Raw genomic sequence first — 18,202 nt, 5'->3', positions numbered from 1 at the left:
ATGAAAACCGGCTGGATCACAATAAGCGGTAAAAAGTATTACTTCGATAAGTCAGGGGTAATGAAAACCGGCTGGATCACCGTAAGTGGTAAAAGCATTACCTAGATAAGTCAGGCGTGATGAAAACCGGCTGGATTACAGTAAGTGGTAAAAGGTATTACCTAGATAAGTCAGGCGTAATGAAAACCGGCTGGCTCGCAGTAAGTGGAAAAAAATATTACTTTGATAGCACAGGTGTAATAAAAACCGGCTGGATTACTGTAAGTGGAAAAAAATATTACTTTGATAGCTCAGGTGTAATGAAAACAGGTTGGATTACAGTAAGCGGAAAAAAATATTACCTAGATAGCTCAGGTGTGATGAAAATAGGTTGGGTTACAGTGAGCGGAAAAAAATATTACCTGGATAGCTTAGGTGTGATGAAAACAGGTTGGATTACAGTAAGTTGAAAATGGTATTATCTTGACAGCGTTGGTGTGATGAAGACCGGTTGGTTAGATTTATCAGGGAAAAAGTACTACCTCAATCCCGACGGGTCAAGGGTAACAGGCTGGAAGCAAATCAGTACCAAATGGTATTATTTTGATAAAGATGGATTCATGGCAGCCAATACAATAGTGGATGGCTATAAATTAGGTGCAGATGGAGCGCGAATTCAAGTTCAATATGTTGCTTTGGGTGATTCCTTAGCGGCCGGTATGACTCCTTTTGGAATAGATAGAATTCCGGTAAACGGAGTAGATTTAGATTGGGGATACCCAAATTATATTTCAGAGAAGTTTGCAAAATCCTATCAGTTACTAGATTTTGATAACTTTGGTGTTTCTGGATATAAAACGGATGATGTCATAGCTGATTTCAGTAGAGAAGACGTACAAAAAGAGATAAAAGAAGCAACGCATATTACTATTGATATTGGTGCGAATGATCTGCTTCCACTTCTCCCTGTCCTTCAAGCAAATCCAGCTCAAGCACCAACAGAAATTGGAAAAATTTCTGAAAAGCTGAACACAATTTTAGACACAATCGATCAATTAAATCCAAATGTGAAGGTTTATGTGATGGGTTATTACAACCCATTCCCATATATAACCGACGTACAACAAAAAGCGCAATTAGAACAATTATTACTCGCATTTAATGGACAGATTCAATCTCGAGCCGTACAGAATGGTGATTTATTTGTACCAACTTCACAAGCTATTAATGTAGCAAATTTTGCAGATTACCTTCCAAATCCAGCGGACATTCATTTGAGTCTCGCAGGTTATCAGGTAGTGTCTGATGAATTTTGGAAGTGATGAATTAAAATTTTGTCAGTTCATCTATTACAACTCGCTCATCATAAGATGGCGAGTTTTTTAAGTGTTATTAGTCATCTACAAAGCCGAATGCTCATTAAACCAGCCCATAACTGTTCGATATCCAAATTTGAAGCCTCTTCTAATTCTGATCGATAATCTATGATAAAATAATTTAGTATAAAAAGGATTTACCACTAAATTTTTCTAAAAGAAGGTAATTATATATGTCTAATAGACTTATCGCACACATAGGCACTAGCCCGGAAACCTTAATCAATCAAATGCGGGAGGCATTAAATGAATTGATTGCAAAATCCTATCGCGTCAAGCCAAGTCCAACACTTACTAATATTCTAGTGAAAATGAAGGACCTCTACTTCAAATTTAATATGGCAAAGTTAATGAATGACAAAACCATTCTTTCCATTACTGGTTTACAAGGTGTGGGAAAAACGAAGATGGTGCGGGATTTATATCATCTAGATGATTCTTTATTGCCATCGGATGGAGGACGCGGCGAGGTACTCCCTGTACTTTTTACCGAATCCCCTACCACTAAAGACATTTCCTATATTGTGCGCCGTGCGATTCGGGACCAAAATGGATTCTATGAGTTAATAGATGTGGAAGTATCATTACAAGAGTTTAATGCCATTTCAGTAGATCCGGATAAAGATGATGTATGGCTGGAAGCTCGCTTGCCGCAGCGCTACTTCAATACGGAAATATCATTGGCATTGTTACCAGGATTCGAAAGAGATCGGAATCAGCTTTCTCAAAAATACCTAGATACATTTCTAGCATTATCTACCTCCGTTTTACTAGTCTTTAACCATAAAAAACTAGCACAGCTTGATCAGCAGCTATTAATTGCAAAAGTGGCCTCTGATTATAAAGAGAGTGCTCCTTTATTTGCGTTGTCTTTTGCCGAGGAATTGAATGCACAACAAAGAATAGAATTGCAAAATGATTTATGCCAAAAGTTCAATATTCCTGCGAACGAAACCGACCGAATTGTTTTTACTGGAACCAGTGAAGATGTAAAGAACTTCCCAGAACACATGATCAATGCAATTTATCAATATTCCCTCACGAATTCAAGCGGATATATCTTGCAATTGCGTATGCTTACCTCGTTTACGAGCGAACTGGTGGAGGTTACAAATGAATTGGAAGCGGAACTTAGCTCCATTAAGGCAGATACGCTCTATATCCAACTTCAAAAAGAGAAAGGCAGTCAGGATGTCGGTTTATACGAGATTCGCGAAGCTTTTCGTCAATACCGTAAAAGTGTGACTACGGACGTACGGAATGTCGTAAATAGAACCCTCTCCAATCATGCACAAAACTGTTCTGAACAAATGGATGATTCGATTAAAGCAGAAAAACACACACCACTTGATAAACTGAAATCGGCGTTTACAAAGCAGATTTCCTTTGAAGAACAGCTTCAATTTAAAAGTCAAATAAAGGAGATTTGGAACGGGGAAAACGAGATAGAGTCCGAGAGAGTGCTGATTGATAGTTTAGATACTTTTGTCAAAAAGGAAACGAACCAACTTAAGCCACAGGCACAACAAACAAGACTAGAAAAATCCGTCAATCCTCTTCGTCCTGTTTCTACCACGAGTGGAGAAGATGCGTCACAAGTGGATTCTAATGAAGTGGTTAGTACAGCCTTAGCCAATATCGATCGCTATATAAATACGGCTGAAACGGATTTATCTGTTCGCTTAACGAAAAATGATTTGAAAGTTTTGCCGGTTATTGCGGTCGGGATTGCTCAGGAGATGGTGGCGGCCAGCTTAGTATTAGACAATGATAAGTTTGAATTGCTAGAGCCAAAGGTTCAACAAGAAATATTGAATAAGTCGAACCGGTTGATTTCAGAGTTTCAAGATTTGACTCTTTCCACCTCCGCAGTGGTAAAGGGAGCTGCTCTATTTTTTGGAATTGATGCCTTAGATGGTACGTTCAATACATTTGGCGCGTTGACCGGTATTTTAACCTCTTTAGGCGTCTCTTCTGCTGCTGCAGCACCACTTGGACTGCTGATTGTAGGGGCGGTTGGGAGCGGTCTTGCGATTAGTAAAGGATCAGAACGAATTGAAAAATATAAATTTGAGCGAAGTCATCTTTCGAAGGAACTCTTTAAATCCTTCGCTACGACACAAGAAGAGTCGGTCATTGCAACGATTAATAACATTTTAGATAAAATGGAAGAAAAACTGATCGACACGTATCACCAAAGACGTGGCACCGATAAAGATTTTGGATTAATGGACGAACTTGATCATCGTTTGAATCGTCTGCAGCATATGTGCGGAGAAATGCAGGAGCTGGCGTTTAGAAATGAATCCTACGTTTACTAATTTTCATAAAAACCGTTACGAATGGGCTTTTAAAGCGAAGAAAGAATTCATCAACCGCTTCGTTCGGCTGGATGTTGAAAAAATAGAGGCTGCCTCTACAAAGGAATTGACCATTTCCGTATATGGGCCAACCCAAGTAGGAAAAACGGCCGTGATTCTCTCTTTACTCGGCATCAAACAAGATAGGCTAAGCCAGTTATCAAAATGGCTTCGCGGAAAAAGAAAGTTGGGAGAATCCTCTACGGTAACTGTGATGCGGTATGAACGGTCACAAGATCATTCTTTTCATGTACGGCTTCCTAACGATGTGGTGAAGGCTGGACTGAACGGTGAGCAGTTAGAGGCTGCGCTCGAGTCGGTTCGGGCAAATGTGGAAACTCAGGAATCTTATTCTGTGGAGCCTATTGTCGTGGAAATCCCATTTGACTACTTTGAAGAAAGAAATGTTCATTTGAATATTGTTGATTTACCTGGTGTGGAATCAGCTGAGTTAAAAGAAGTAGAGCATGTTAAACAATGCATTAAGCATTGGCTTCCTTTAAGTGAAGTCTGTTTATTGGTGGATGATGCCGCACAGCTAACGGCATTTACCCAATACGTCATAAAAGATATTAAAACTTGGTACGAGCAGCTCGATCATTTCCGGGTGATCCCTACCCGCGCCTTATCGTTAGATAACATTCGCAAAAATATTTTTAATGGCACGATCACCTCTGCGAACGACTTGGTCTCTGATTATGCGAAGGTATTAAATCGCGTGTTAAAAATGGAACTTGATTTTTCGAAAACCATTTATCCAATTGATGTGGGGAATTCCTGGGATGTGATTCGGGATCGTGAACCTGTTTTATATGGAAAAATGAAGGATATCATGGATGGGATTTTACAAAACCTCCAAAGGGACTTGGAAAATCTAGACGTGAATGAACTGTCCTTTAGCCGCTTAACGAAGTTATATAAAGAAGCGGAAGAGGCAAGTAAGCATGAGCTTGAGCAGCATCAGAAAAAAGTGGAAAAGTACGAAACTTTAATAGAGAGACAAACCGCGATTATGGAACATGAGAGGGAAGCAGCGGAATTACAAGCGGGTCATTTGAAGAAGGAAATCCAAATCTATGAGGAATTCATACAAGGGATTGTTTTTCTAGATCCGGATTCTGAACAGATTAGAAAATTAGTCAATGATGTGATTGAATTCACTCCCTATTATCGGAAAGCCAGTATGATTAATAGTCATATCGATAAATTGGAGCTATGTGTGGAGCAGGAAATTGAGACGAAGCTTAGGGAAATCAAACAGAAGGCGAGCATTCTAGGTATCGGTGTTCCTTTTGAGGAACCCTGCCACGCCTACATTCCAAGGATCGAGCAAAAGATTGATGCCTTCTGGCTTAAGGGTACCTATGAAAAGGCCGTGACCACTACTCGGGACTATGCCGAAGAGTGGGTAACTCAGATGTATGTAAACTATAATCTGTTTCTAACCCCCGTTCTACACGAGGCAATCGGGCAAAAAGAGCGGTTAGTAAAAGAGAAAGAGTTTTTAATGGTTGTTTCCGCACAAAAAATAAATAACCTGGAAAAAGAAATCGCTATGTATCGCGAGCAAAAAGCTGAGCTTGATGCCCATTATCAAGCAGTCTACGAATTGTGGAACCAAGATCGTGAGCATGCCTCCCAGCTCCAAGGCTATTTTATCAAATACTGGATGGAGTATAAGAATGAGCTTCAGCAAGACTTGCTATACGGTCAGGCAGAAGAACGCTGGCTCGCAGCGCACTATTTGCAGCTCCTGCAGCGAGATGGTGTAAAAATAATTGAATCATTAAATGGATGAGGCGATGAAGAAATGGCAACGACGCAACTGCCTACAAAAAGCGAATATGAAAATGCAGTCAATGAGTTAAAGAAATTAAATGAAGACCTTTTTTACGATGATTTTAAAGAGAAAATTAAATTGCTAGAAAGTAATATACTCCAGTTAGCGATGAGTAACTCGGACAATTTTAAAAAGGAAGCGGAAAATGTCATTAGACGGGCTGGCATGCTATTCCGTCAAATGGAAACACAAAAACAAGAAGTTCAGGAGCTGTTGGAAGCAAATCGCAGTGATATCGTGCAAAGCAATCAAAGGTTTTTGGAGGAAGAACGAACACAACTCTTATTTGTTTATGAAGAGCTGCAATCCAGCTTACTGAAGTTTACGGAGAAGACAACTGAAATGTATAAGGCTGTTGCGAGCAGCAACAAAGATTTAGTCGATAAGGCCCTAGGTTCAATTTCATCTGTTGCGGATGGGATTGCCGCTTTTACACAGGAGTTATCCGTATCTGATGAGAGAAATAGACAATTTTTAGAGCAAAATGAAGCGTTTGTTACTCTCACAAAAGAGCAGTTCACACAAACAGAGGAAAAATTGGCTGCGCATGCTTTAGCGCTTCAGCAGATGGATTATCACCTCGAGAAGCTGCAAAAGTCGTATCAGGACATGTTTCAAAGACATACCGACTCGATCAAGTCGATTTTGGTTGTCCGCGAAGAGGCATTGATCGACAAAGTCACGCATCAGCTTGAGTCCTGGAAACAGAATCAAGCGGAGCAGGCTGAGATGTGGAAACGCGAGATGGTGATAAGGCAAGAAGAAATGAGTTCCTTCATTCAAGACCAAGGCAAACAAAATCATAAACTGCTGCAATCAGTCGCACGCGAGATGTCTAGTAAAGAGGACATAGCAAAGATTGAGAAAAAAAATGCATGGAAAGTGAACTTACTCCTCTCGGTTGTTGTCATTGAAGCCGTATTAATAGGTATAAGGTTTTTTATTTAGTGTGGGTGTGACAAGGGGACGGTTCTGTTGGCACAGTGAAAGATTTTTGGTATCCTCGTTTTCGACATTAATCGTAAGTAATTTGAGGGAGAAATCCGGGAAAAATGCGAGTTGGGGCCACTTTTAATTAAACGTTTGTGTAGTGTTGAAAAGACGGGGGATTACTAGAAACTTGTAAGTTTAAGAGAAACTTAGCTAGTTTTGTGGAAAAGTAGAATATTTCCTGCGAAATGAAGTAATTCCTCTCGACATTCTTTGTGCCTACTTTGAAGGGTGAAGGCTAATAAATTAGTACTTGCAGCTTTTTCAACCAAACGTTTGAATAGTATAGCCTTTTTGTTATTTAGTCGAAAAGAGGTCGAAAAATGACTTTTCGATAGAAAGCTACATATTTTTTGTTATATTTCTACAAATTATTTTTGGCTTAGACAGAAATGGGATATATGTACCAAGGGATGAGGCCGTTTTAATCAAACGTTTGGTTGATAGTGAAATTTGCTGGAAAATAGGTGAGGATTTTTGTGATATTTATTATTCAGGACGGAGAAAGAGTAGAGATTTTAAGATTCGCAAATAAAAGTGCTCGGTTCGCAGACAAACTTGTTCAGTTCGCAAATAAATAGGTTGGAGAATCTGGGGTCAGTCTCACGCTGTATGAAAAGCCGTTGGTAAAGACCCTTTTTATTGGGCTCCTATTTATTTTTTAGAATATAATTCTCTTTTTTGTAGTGTATATAGGAATATTCTACTAAATAGGTATAATGGAAATATAGTCCAATTTATTAGATAAGAGGAGCAATTGGTATCAAATGGAATTGCTTTTTCAGTAAAAAGGGGAGACATGTATATGAAGAAAATGATGCTAAACCTCATCTTGGCATCGGTATTTTTGGTTGTATGGGCACCAAAGGCGTTTGCTGTTGGAGAATTACAGCTGCCAACTATTTCACAAATTAGTACCGAACAATACGATAGATTTAATTATTTTTTTCTCAATGATCAGGAGAATCTATTAGTTGCTGATTATTATGATTATTATTATTCTGATAAAGATAAATTGAAAATAGTAAAAGCCTCGCAAGGAACAACATTACAATCATTTGATACAGAAAATTTTTATTATTTTACAGCAAATGATAGCAATACCTATTTTGTGGCAATAAGCCGTAACAGTGTTAATATGGATATATTTAATAGTTTCGGTGAAAAAGTATTCTATGGCAATGAAATACCATTTAAAGATGAGGTGTTTTCCGATTTTGGCCATCCAGAATTTATTCCTAATACGAATATTTTAGTGATGACCACTAATGGATCAACAAAATTAGTTGGATTTGATGTGGACAAACAACAAATTGTTTTTTATCGAAATATACCGCAAATGTCAGGAATGGCTCTATCATCCAATTATATTGCGATCAGCGGTGGTGATAACACAGTAAATATATATGATACAAACGGTGAGTACATTGATACGATTCTGTCAGATATGAATATCAACACAGTAAAATTTACTGCTGACGGAAAAAAATTAGTGCTCGGTGGAGATGCTGATCAATTATCCCTTTATGATGTTGATCAGGCCTTTACGAAAATCGATTTGCCAAGTACTCAATTTAAGACATATCCGGGCTGGGTATTTAATTATATTGACATTGATAAAAGTGGTAAATATTTAGTGGCAATTACCAGTGGAAACTATTACAGTTCTGGCGGTAGTTTTATCATGTTTGATTTTAAAACAGGGCAACAAATTTATACGAATCTAGATTATCTTAATGACATTAAAAAAACGGCTATTAGTTCTGATGGGAAATATATTTTAGTCGATGGAAATGTGTATAGTGGTAAGAATTTGATTAAACGTGTGACACAAGTTTCGATTCCTTCCAAGTATCTAGAGATTCAGCTCGGTTCAAAAACTGATTTAAGTCTTCTAGGCGTTTTAGCGGATGGTACTACAAGTGAAATCAAGACTGGTATCACTTGGGCAACGAGTGATTTTAATGTCGCGTATTTGTTATCAGGTAAGTTAGTGGCGCAAAAAATAGGAAGTTTTGATTTGAAAGCTAAATATTTAGGGTTTGATGTTAAAAGTACAGTCCAGGTTATCGATACCCTCGCCCCTGTGAAACCAGTAGTAAATCAAGTAAGCGATAAAGATAATATGGTAACGGGTCAAGCAGAACCCGAATCAACAATCGAAGTGAAGGTAAGCGGTTCAGTAATCGGAACAGAAGCAGCAGGTCAAGATGGTAACTATAAAGTGACTATTCCAGTTCAAACAGCAGGAATGGTACTTGAGGTTATAGCAACAGATGCCGTTGGAAATGAAAGTGAAGGAACCATTGTCCAGGTTATTGACAAAACTGCTCCATCATTTTTAACTGTAGATGTAGTTTCAGACAAGTCCAAAGAAATAACCGGCAAGACAGAACCTGGAGCGACTGTATCGTTGTTAATTGGCACAAAGATTAATACAGCAGAAGCTGATACAAACGGGAATTACAAAGTGGTAATTCCTATCTTAAAAGCAGGAACAAAGTTAATCGTAGCGGCTAAGGATACAGCGGGTAATGTGAGTGCCGCAAAAAGTATTACAGTCCTTGATAAAACAGCACCAGTTACTCCAACCGTTATCACAATCTCAGACCAAACAAAATTGGTAACTGGTAAAGTTGAAGCAGGATCCATTGTTACCGTTACAATTGGAACGAAAAGGTACGTTGCCAAAGCAGATACAAAGGGGAACTATAAGGTAACCATTCCTGTGCAAAAGGCAGGCATAAAGGTAATTGTGACAGCGAAGGATACAGCAGAAAATGTAAGTGTAGCTAAGAGTATGACCGTTATTGACAAAACTGCACCATTAGCTCCGAAAATCAAAACTACTGTAAAAAGCACAACAAAAGAAGTAACTGGAACAGCCGAAGCCTACTCTACTATAACAGTCAAGGTCGGAAGTAAAGTCATCGGCACAGCTAAGGCTGATTCCAAAGGAAACTTCAAAGTGAAAATCAAAGCTCAGAAGAGGAAAACAGTTTTAAGTGTGATAGCTACTGATAAGGCAAAGAATGTTAGTAAGGTAGTAATTGTTAGAGTAAAATAATAAACCTATAAAGAAATCCCCTTCATACAATGTGGAGGGGATTTTTCCTGTATGTTATGCATTTAGGTTTCGCAAATAAAAGTGCTAGTTTCGCAAACAAATAGGCGAGTTTCGCAAACAAACTTGCTCAGTTCGCAAATAAAATATTTTACTAAACAAAAAAGTTAGCTTTTAAGTGAATAGAGGAGGGTTTGGTCTAGAATTTTGGGGACTTCACCAAAAATTAACGATATATTACGCTTTTAACTGTTTTCTTGACGGTTTTTTTGCGAAATATGCATCATCAAAATTGAACAACTTTACTCTGGGTAGTTGGTTGTTACAGTTCTTGTAGGATATTCCCCCTTTACTATGAATAGGATTGTTGATTTTTTTCTGTTCGTAAAGATTGCAAAATTTCGACAAATTTCCACTATTACCATAATTATTATGTTATATTGTTCTGAGTATAATTAACTATTTTTAATAAGGAGGCCTTTCCTTGGAAAATGCAAATAAGGACTATTTGACTATAAGTAAAAAGGGAATATTAACGGTATTTAGTGCTGTTACCATTGTGTCTACAGCAGTAGCTGGTACAAATCTCGTCAAAGCAGCCCCTTTAGAAAACCAAAGGGTCGTATTTAGTGAGGATGTAGTTTGGATGAAATCCCAATCTTCATTAACTGATGACATGATTACGATTGATTTCAGCAGTCGTTTTGCTCCTCTTTTAAAAGAAGGAACGATTACGTTAGAAGCCACATCATCCAAAAATTTCGTGTCCGTGTCGGTTGAAAAACAAACGGTAAATATAGCTGTTAAGGACTTTGGTGATTCTATTATTAAAGTCACAGCAACGAATGAGGACGGTAAGGTAATTAGTGATCAATTTACCTTCAAGGTGAGCAAAAAGGGTGATATCAAGGTGATGGAAACATTAATCCGGCAGATGCCCTCCAAATCTATCAAGTGACAAGTGGCAAACTGACCTTGAGTGCTGAGCAGTTAAAATTGCTTGATCTTGATGGGGATGGGAAAGTGACCAATAATGATGCGAGCGTGCTGATGGCCAATTATGTTGGCAAGAAGCCAAGCACGACAAGTGATAACAACTATTATATTTCATTAGGGGAAGTAAATGATGCCCCACTTACAAAAGAGGATCACTATTCAATCAATGAAGATACGAATCTAGAGACTGGTGCAAGTATTCTGCAAAATGATCTCGATGTCGAGGGAAATGCTTTAACTGCCAATCAAGTCAGCGGCCCTGCTCACGGAACGTTAACCTTACATACAGATGGAACATTTATCTATGTACCAGAGGCTGATTTTAATGGGGAAGATTCTTTTACCTATAGGGCTAATGATGGAAAAGTAGATTCAGAGGAGCAGACAGTCGCTATTGACGTCAAAGTTGTAAACGATACTCCTGTAGCGAAGGAGGCAAGTTTAGAAGTAACCGAAGATGAAACTGCGACAGGTCAGCTCGAAGCCTCTGATAGCGACGGTGACACATTAACCTATAGCCTTGTCGAAGATGGTAAAAAAGGTAATGTGACCATTACCGATGCAAAAACAGGTGCGTTCACGTATACGCCAGCTGCCAACGAGAACGGAGTCGATTCCTTTACGTTTAAAGTCAATGATGGCACGGTGGATTCCGAGGTAGTGACGATCGATGTGAATATCAAAGCAGTCAATGATGCTCCATCAGCAACTAAAGATAGCTATTCTGTCAATGAAGATAGCATTCTCGACGGTACTAGCATCCTAGCAAATGATGTAGATGCGGATGGCGATGAACTGAATGCCACACTCGTAAGTGGTCCCGCGCATGGAACGTTCACCTTACGTGCAGACGGAACGTTTACTTATCAGCCAGAGGGTAATTTTAATGGGAAAGATTCTTTTACGTATAAATTAAATGATGGAAAAATAGATTCAGAGGAACAGACAGTCGCTATTGACGTTAAAGCCGTAAACGATAACCCGATAGCGAAGGCGGACAGTTTGGAAGTAACGGAAGATGAAACAGCGACGGGTCAGCTCGAGGCAGTGGATATCGACGGGGACAGCTTATCCTATCATCTTGTTGAAAATGGTAAAAAAGGTAACGTGACGATTACAGATGCACAAACCGGTGCGTTCACGTATAAACCAAATGCCAATGAAAATGGAACGGATTCCTTTACATTTAAAGTCAATGATGGCACGGTCGATTCCGAGGTAGTGACGATCGATGTGAATATCAAAGCAGTCAATGATGCTCCATCAGCAACTAAAGATAGCTATTCTGTCAATGAAGATAGCATTCTAGACGGTACTAGCATCCTAGCAAATGATGTAGATGCGGATGGCGATGAACTGAATGCCACACTCGTAAGTGGTCCAGCGCATGGAACGTTCACCTTAGAGGCCGATGGAACATTTACATATCAACCAGAAGCTAATTTTAATGGGAAAGATTCTTTTACGTATAAATTAAATGATGGAAAAATAGATTCAGAGGAACAGACAGTCGCTATTGACGTCAAAGCCGTAAACGATACCCCGGTAGCGAAGGCGGACAGTTTGGAAGTAACGGAAGATGAAACAGCGACGGGTCAGCTCGAAGCAGTGGATATCGACGGGGACAGCTTATCCTATCATCTTGTTGAAAATGGTAAAAAAGGTGACGTGACGATTACAGATGCACAAACAGGTGCGTTCACGTATAAACCAAATGCCAATGAAAATGGAACGGATTCCTTTACATTTAAAGTCAATGATGGCACGACTGATTCTGAAGTAGTGAAGATTGATGTCGATATTACCGCTGTGAATGACGCACCAAGTGTTTCCAATTTATCTATTTCTGGCAAATTTGCGCCAGGTGAAACGGTTCAAGGCTCGTACACCTATGCTGATGAGGAAAATGATGCGGAAGGTACTTCTACCTTTAAGTGGTATCGCGGCAGTCAACCAGATGGCAGCGACAAAGTAGCGATTAGTGGGGCGAATTCGACTACCTACTTGATCCAGGACGAGGACGATAACCACTATTTATTTTTCGAAGTAACGCCTGTTGCCGTTGCTGGTGAGCAGGCGAATCAACCTTTCTTGAGCGATGCGAGTACCAAGGTGTTTGGACAAGCAGTATTAACCGCAACATCTTTTGAGCCATTAATTGAAAATAGTCTTAAATCTGAAGGTGCTGGTTATCTGGACCTTGAAATAAGCGGAGACCGCTTCAACGCGGATATGACAGCGAGTGATTTTGAATTAAACCATGCCCCAGTTGGTTTAAAAATAGTTGATGTATATTTCTATGATGAAGGATCTGCAGGTCTACTATTCGAGTATGATGGCACCGACTTTGATTCAGATATCACTGATTTTTCCGTAACGGCAAAAGCAACCGCTACAACAAAGGGGCAAGCGATCACTTCCAATCCTCTGGTGATTAAAACGAGTCAAGATGCACCCACTGCGTTTATCTCAGAGTATCTGCAAGGACCTGGCTTTAACTCGGCACTTGAAGTGTACTATCCTAATGGCAGTGATCCAGCCATGTTAGGGGCAGGGCTGCAGCTTGAAATTCATAAATGGAAAAATGGTCAAAAGGTGGTAACCACTGAGGTTCCCTACTTCCCTGGTGGAGTCTGGCCAGGGATGACCTATAACATTATAGATCATGCTTTTTACGATGCCTTTGATGTAACTACAATGATGTATTACAATCTTGAAACGGAGTTAAATGAACCAGGTGTTGTCGTAAGTGCGCTTGTTTTGAAAAAGGATGGAAAGGTCATAGACACAGTAGGAGACCCTACATCAAACCAGCCCATTTTTGCAACTGGAGGTACGATGGTTCGCAAGACCGGAATTAATGATGGACTGCCAAATTTTGATGCATCGCAATGGAATAAGTATATACCCGTCAACTATAGCTTCTTTGGACGTCACAACAATTAATAATACTGTTTAAAGGGAGAATACTAGATGAAAACGAAATGGAGAATAATGGGGCTGATTACCCTCGCCCTATTTATCAGTTTACTGGCTCTACCGCGTCCATCATTGGCGGCTGCAGGTCAGAATCCTGCAATGGTTTCAATTGGTGAAGTCAATGGTTCAGCTGGAGATGTAGTGGATGTTCCCGTCAAAATTGGTGAAATAACCAATGGAATCGCAGCCTATGGTGTTGAGATTCACTTTGATAAAGACTATTTGAAGGTTGTCGGAATCAATCCAAGCCATGGAAATACAACTGAAACAGGGTGTACGAAAGATAATGAAGGGTGTTTTTGGTCTAATTTTAGCAATGAAGATGGTTTCCTACGTGCAGCATGGGCTGACCCCGACGCTGGCGATCATCCGATCACAAAGGATACGGACTTATTTACCATTCAGGTCGAAGTGCTAAAGACTGACTTTATCGGGGAGAAAAAGTTTACGATTCCATCGAATGATGTGGAAGCACTTTCGTTTGTCGATGTTTCTGGCAAGACGCTGTCTGTGGAAGTGAACCCAGGCAAAATACAAGTGGTGAAGGCAGAAGATAAGGGACAAGATCAAGGGAATGAGCCTGATAAAGATCAAGTGCCTCCCACACCGACGGATAAAGCAGATGATAGTGTTAAGGTAGATAAAAAAGATTCAAAACCCGGACTATTACCGAAGACATGGGATGATTCTTATATTGATACCTATTTAAATATTGCAATCGGTGCTTTAGCTGTGCTGCTAGTTACCTTGTGGATGTATAAGAAGAGAAAAGAAGCAGTAAAAAACTAATGATGTAGTAAGAGAGGCTGATTGTATGGGATGAGATATCCAAATATAGTCAGCCTCTCACTTCTATTTGAAGGTGGAAAAATGAAAAAGGGTATAAGCATCGTTTTAATCATACTTTTAGTAGCAGCTGTGTCGTTTCGCCTTGTTCGCTTCTATGAAGCGAATGCCAATCAAGCAGAACGAGAAAAGCTTGAACGGATCTATGAAGAAGCAGTGGAAGGGAAGGGGAATACTACATCCTCTGAGCAGAAAAAGGTGATAGGAAAAATTAGCATTCCTTCGCTTGATATCAGCTATATTATTTTAAATCAAACAACAGATAAAAACTTGGATATCTCCATCAGTAAGGTCGTTGGCCCTGCCATTCACGCAAAGGGAAATCTAGTGCTGGCTGGACATAATATGAGAAATGGCAGCTTTTTTGGACACTTAAAAGGAATGAAGGCTTCGGATCCGATTTTTCTGGAGGATAAAGCAGGGACGAAGAAAGAGTATCAGATGGTCGATAAATATTGGGTCGATAAATCCGATCTATCGCCGCTGAGTCAATCGAATCAAACGGAAGCGGTTTTGACTCTAATCACGTGTACGAAGGATCCTGATAAAAGGTTAATTGTTGTAGCGAAAGCTAAAATTAATTGATGTGGATGTGAGGTGGGAGGATTTGAGGTTTCGCAAACAAACATGCTAGTTTCGCAAACAAATAGGGTGGTTTCGCAAACAAACTTGTTCGTTTCGCAAATAAATAAGTTGGTTGTGAGATGTCATGGCAACTTCGGACAAGGAAGGGCCCAAAAAGCAAGGTCGTGTCCGAAGTCGTGTCAACTTCGGACAAGGAAGAGCCCAAAAAGCAAGGTCATGTCCGAAGTCATGGCAACTTCGGACAAAGAAGAGCTCAAAAAGCGAAGTTGTGTTAACCACGCACTAACGCAATGGGGGACAGGCTCTTTTTTTCAATCTTTTTCTTCAAAGAGGAATTTTGCAAATCTGACAAACATAGGTCTGGCAAAAATCCTTGTTCAGTCACTACCATGAGTTCCTTTTTAAAATGAGACCGTAGTTATCGACATTTATTTCAGGCCTTTTGAGGGGGAAATCCAGGAACGCTGTGTGCTAAGGCCACTTTTAATTACCCGTTTGTGTAGTGTTGAAAAGGCGGGAGATTACTAAAAACTTGTAATTTTAAGAGGAACCTTGTGGGTTTTGTGGAAAAGTAGGATATTTCCTGCGAAATGAAGTCATTCGTCTCGACATTCTTTTTGCTTCCTTTGAAGGAAGATTCCTAATCTACCAATCCTTGCAGCTGTTTCAAACAAACGTTTGATTAGTATAGCCTTTTTGTTATTTGGTCGAAAGGGTGTCGGTTTGTGACTTTTCGATAGAATGCTACATATTTTTTGTTATTTTTCTACAAATTATTTTTGACTCATGCAGGCTTGAGGCATATGTACCATGGGGTGAAGCCGTTTTAATCAAACGATTGATTGAGAGGGAAAATTGGTGAAGAATAAAGAGAAATCCGTTAATCGAGTTCCCACTTTCCCATATTTCTACATTTACTTAGTTTTTGTTTAAAGCTTTGTGATAGTATTAAAGTAATAAATGTAAAATAAATAGGAGGATTTATGAAGAAATTTCTTTATGCCTTTATGGCTATTTTTCTAGCATCCGGAATAGTGTATTTTCCGCAAATTGCAAAAGCAGAGAGTTTGACTAGCAATACATCAGTAACGACGATCGAGAAAGTGACATCAAAAGATACAGCTTTAGTTGGTACGACAACACCAAATGCTTATGTAGCCATAAGGTTAGGTCCTGGAAATGGAGTGGATCTAAGGAACAATCAGTCTGAAAGAATCGCAAAGGCTGATGTTTCAGGCATTTTTAGAATTTTTATCGGAGGAACTGGTTCTTGGCAAGCTGGTAAAATATTCTCAGTCGTTACGTATAACAAGGATTGGGATATTATCGATTCTGACCAAGTCTATGTGTACCATGGATCCTATCATCAATTAGCACAGATTAATCCTGATACCCATGTGGTAACGGGAATAAGTGTAAAGAATACTAAAATTGAAGTATTTAAGGATGGTAAATTAATTACCTCAGGTGGTACTGATGCCCAGGGAAAATTTAACATCACCTTACCAAAGTATCCAATCGGGACTTTTCTTAAAATACAATTTACAAATTCACAAGGAACTGACACCTATCAAGAAATGGTCGGCCATGATTGGGCTGCAGGAGGAGAAATTACCTTTAATCCAACCACCATCTGGTCGACTTCTATTAGCGGTGTGGCCATTCCTAACAGTAAAATTGTTTTTTATAATCGCTACAATTTTCAATTCGATAAGGAAGTTTCTGTCGATAGTAATGGACATTTTCAATTTGACCTCGATAACACGTTAACCATCAGTAAATTAACTCAGGATACTGTACGAGTTTATGACCCAGTGTATGAAAATGTATTAAACATAGGAAATAGCAGTGAATCTATTAATCTTATGTCAACCACGCCAAGGGTCGATCCTATCTCACAAATATCAACAACTATAACTGGTTGGGCCCCTTCTGAAAGCAATGTATCGGTTATCAATGAGGACGGTACTATTTTGGCACAAGGGCGTGCGAATCTTTATGGGAATTTTAATCTGCCGATTACATCCTTAACTGCTGGTGAGTTACTTACCATCCAAACCAATATGCCAAATACCAATAAAACAGCTGAAACCAAAATCGATGTTGAAAAGGTCTATGTAGAGGATCTAACCGATGATAGTGAAACAATCGAAGGTTCAAGTAGTTTCGGAACGTCAGCAGAGGTAACTGTCACAAGTCCTGCTTTTTCAGCTCTTAGGTTAAGTAGCAAAACAAAGAAGTATGGACCATTTCGAATTATACAAGGGGAAAAATTTCACTTGAAAACGGGAATTCTGCCGGCTGGCTCCAAAGTGAAACTTACTTTCATTGCTGGTAGTAAAAAACTAAATCTGCCAGAAAAAACAGTTAAGCAAGTTATTACGGCGCCGCTTAAGTCTTCACAAGTGACAATTAGGAATAACAAGGGAAAAGCCGATACGATCTCCGTAAAAGGAGTTACAAAAGGAGCACGTATAAAACTTTATACCTCAGCTGGAACGCTAATTGGGAGCTGGAATTCTACGGGAACAACGACCATCCTATCCGTTAAGCAATTAGGGCAAACCAATGGTAAGATTTATATATCCACAATTCGTTCTGGATTAAAGGAAAGTAAACTTGTGGCCGTGTCTTACAAGGGTGAACAAACTAACCTGTTATCTGCAAAGCAAATGAAAATCACAAATAATCGCAAAATAAGTGATGTAATCTATGTTACTCATCTTAAGAAAAATGATGTGATCCGTATTTATTCTGCTGCTAAGAGTGGAAAACAATTGATAAAACCTGTCACTGCAAAAGGGTCGACGTTAAAACTTAAAATCAAACAACTCGGGAAAAAGTCGGGTAAAGTATACGTAACAGTGACAAGAAGTGGAATGTTAGAAAGCAACCGTTTGGGAGTAAAGTTTAAATCAGAAAAATAGATATTTAACTCGATCGTTATGTCAGCCAATTACATTGGCCGGCATAATAGCCTGCAATAGTATCAAAAGATTGGACGACGGTACCTACTTGGTGAATACAAAAGAAACCTTTAATATCTACAGGACACATGAATATAAAGGAACTAATAAAACCTTCATAAACACATATAAAGTTAAAGTTCAGACGATGAATTCCTCATTACCGACATAAAGGCCGTACCATATGTAAATAAGGTTTTTAAAAGGCCAAAAATGAACAA

At 39.2% G+C, this 18,202-nt stretch carries 12 protein-coding genes; all 12 read left to right on the top strand.

Annotated elements, in window-relative coordinates:
• On the top strand, positions 1 to 105 hold the full coding sequence (locus V7121_RS25015) for a hypothetical protein (protein WP_420490750.1): 105 nt from the start codon (positions 1 to 3) through the stop codon (positions 103 to 105).
• Positions 106 to 119: 14 nt separating this feature from the next.
• Positions 120 to 449, top strand: coding sequence for an N-acetylmuramoyl-L-alanine amidase family protein (locus tag V7121_RS23130; protein ID WP_335548061.1), 330 nt, complete (start codon positions 120 to 122; stop codon positions 447 to 449).
• A 30-nt stretch (positions 450 to 479) separates the two neighbouring features.
• Positions 480 to 1,301 (top strand): SGNH/GDSL hydrolase family protein, encoded by an 822-nt coding sequence (locus tag V7121_RS23125; protein WP_335496095.1) that lies wholly within the window; start codon positions 480 to 482, stop codon positions 1,299 to 1,301.
• A 227-nt stretch (positions 1,302 to 1,528) separates the two neighbouring features.
• The gene (locus V7121_RS23120) at positions 1,529 to 3,676 is read left to right on the top strand and encodes a hypothetical protein (RefSeq protein WP_335496091.1); all 2,148 of its coding nucleotides are present in this window, start codon (positions 1,529 to 1,531) and stop codon (positions 3,674 to 3,676) included.
• On the top strand, positions 3,657 to 5,513 hold the full coding sequence (locus V7121_RS23115) for a hypothetical protein (RefSeq protein WP_335548059.1): 1,857 nt from the start codon (positions 3,657 to 3,659) through the stop codon (positions 5,511 to 5,513). The genes V7121_RS23120 and V7121_RS23115 overlap by 20 nt, the downstream gene beginning before the upstream one ends.
• 12 nt (positions 5,514 to 5,525) lie before the next feature.
• Positions 5,526 to 6,503, top strand: coding sequence for a hypothetical protein (locus V7121_RS23110; protein WP_335496087.1), 978 nt, complete (start codon positions 5,526 to 5,528; stop codon positions 6,501 to 6,503).
• 847 nt (positions 6,504 to 7,350) lie between these two features.
• Positions 7,351 to 9,612: an Ig-like domain-containing protein gene (locus V7121_RS23105; protein WP_335496084.1), complete on the top strand. Its 2,262-nt coding sequence runs from the start codon at positions 7,351 to 7,353 to the stop codon at positions 9,610 to 9,612.
• A 481-nt stretch (positions 9,613 to 10,093) separates the two neighbouring features.
• Entirely contained in the window at positions 10,094 to 10,567 is a 474-nt protein-coding gene (locus tag V7121_RS23100; RefSeq protein WP_335548057.1) for a hypothetical protein, read from the top strand.
• Positions 10,564 to 13,551 (top strand): tandem-95 repeat protein, encoded by a 2,988-nt coding sequence (locus tag V7121_RS23095; protein WP_335548055.1) that lies wholly within the window; start codon positions 10,564 to 10,566, stop codon positions 13,549 to 13,551. Before V7121_RS23100 ends, V7121_RS23095 begins: the two co-directional genes overlap by 4 nt.
• A gap of 27 nt (positions 13,552 to 13,578) precedes the next feature.
• Positions 13,579 to 14,373, top strand: a complete 795-nt coding sequence (locus V7121_RS23090) for a cohesin domain-containing protein (protein WP_335548053.1) — start codon at positions 13,579 to 13,581, stop codon at positions 14,371 to 14,373.
• An 81-nt stretch (positions 14,374 to 14,454) separates the two neighbouring features.
• Positions 14,455 to 15,015 carry a sortase gene (locus V7121_RS23085; RefSeq protein ID WP_335548052.1) on the top strand — a complete coding sequence of 187 codons (561 nt, stop codon included), beginning with the start codon at positions 14,455 to 14,457 and terminating at the stop codon, positions 15,013 to 15,015.
• Between the two features lie 983 nt (positions 15,016 to 15,998).
• Positions 15,999 to 17,942: an Ig-like domain-containing protein gene (locus V7121_RS23080; protein ID WP_335548050.1), complete on the top strand. Its 1,944-nt coding sequence runs from the start codon at positions 15,999 to 16,001 to the stop codon at positions 17,940 to 17,942.
• Positions 17,943 to 18,202 lie beyond the last annotated feature (260 nt).

This window comes from Neobacillus drentensis (genome assembly GCF_036962125.1).
In the GTDB taxonomy this organism is placed as follows: domain Bacteria; phylum Bacillota; class Bacilli; order Bacillales; family Cytobacillaceae; genus Neobacillus; species Neobacillus drentensis_B.
Note: the sequence above shows the minus strand (reverse complement) of the source record. Positions and strands in the feature narration are given on the sequence as shown.

What these genes read in the sequence shown, in the direction of transcription:
- V7121_RS25015 (WP_420490750.1), top strand. Translation starts at nt 1, where the DNA reads ATGAAAACCGGCTGGATCACAATAAGCGGTAAAAAGTATTACTTCGAT.
- V7121_RS23130 (WP_335548061.1), top strand. Translation starts at nt 120, where the DNA reads ATGAAAACCGGCTGGATTACAGTAAGTGGTAAAAGGTATTACCTAGAT.
- V7121_RS23125 (WP_335496095.1), top strand. Translation starts at nt 480, where the DNA reads ATGAAGACCGGTTGGTTAGATTTATCAGGGAAAAAGTACTACCTCAAT.
- V7121_RS23120 (WP_335496091.1), top strand. Translation starts at nt 1,529, where the DNA reads ATGTCTAATAGACTTATCGCACACATAGGCACTAGCCCGGAAACCTTA.
- V7121_RS23115 (WP_335548059.1), top strand. Translation starts at nt 3,657, where the DNA reads ATGAATCCTACGTTTACTAATTTTCATAAAAACCGTTACGAATGGGCT.
- V7121_RS23110 (WP_335496087.1), top strand. Translation starts at nt 5,526, where the DNA reads ATGGCAACGACGCAACTGCCTACAAAAAGCGAATATGAAAATGCAGTC.
- V7121_RS23105 (WP_335496084.1), top strand. Translation starts at nt 7,351, where the DNA reads ATGAAGAAAATGATGCTAAACCTCATCTTGGCATCGGTATTTTTGGTT.
- V7121_RS23090 (WP_335548053.1), top strand. Translation starts at nt 13,579, where the DNA reads ATGAAAACGAAATGGAGAATAATGGGGCTGATTACCCTCGCCCTATTT.
- V7121_RS23085 (WP_335548052.1), top strand. Translation starts at nt 14,455, where the DNA reads ATGAAAAAGGGTATAAGCATCGTTTTAATCATACTTTTAGTAGCAGCT.
- V7121_RS23080 (WP_335548050.1), top strand. Translation starts at nt 15,999, where the DNA reads ATGAAGAAATTTCTTTATGCCTTTATGGCTATTTTTCTAGCATCCGGA.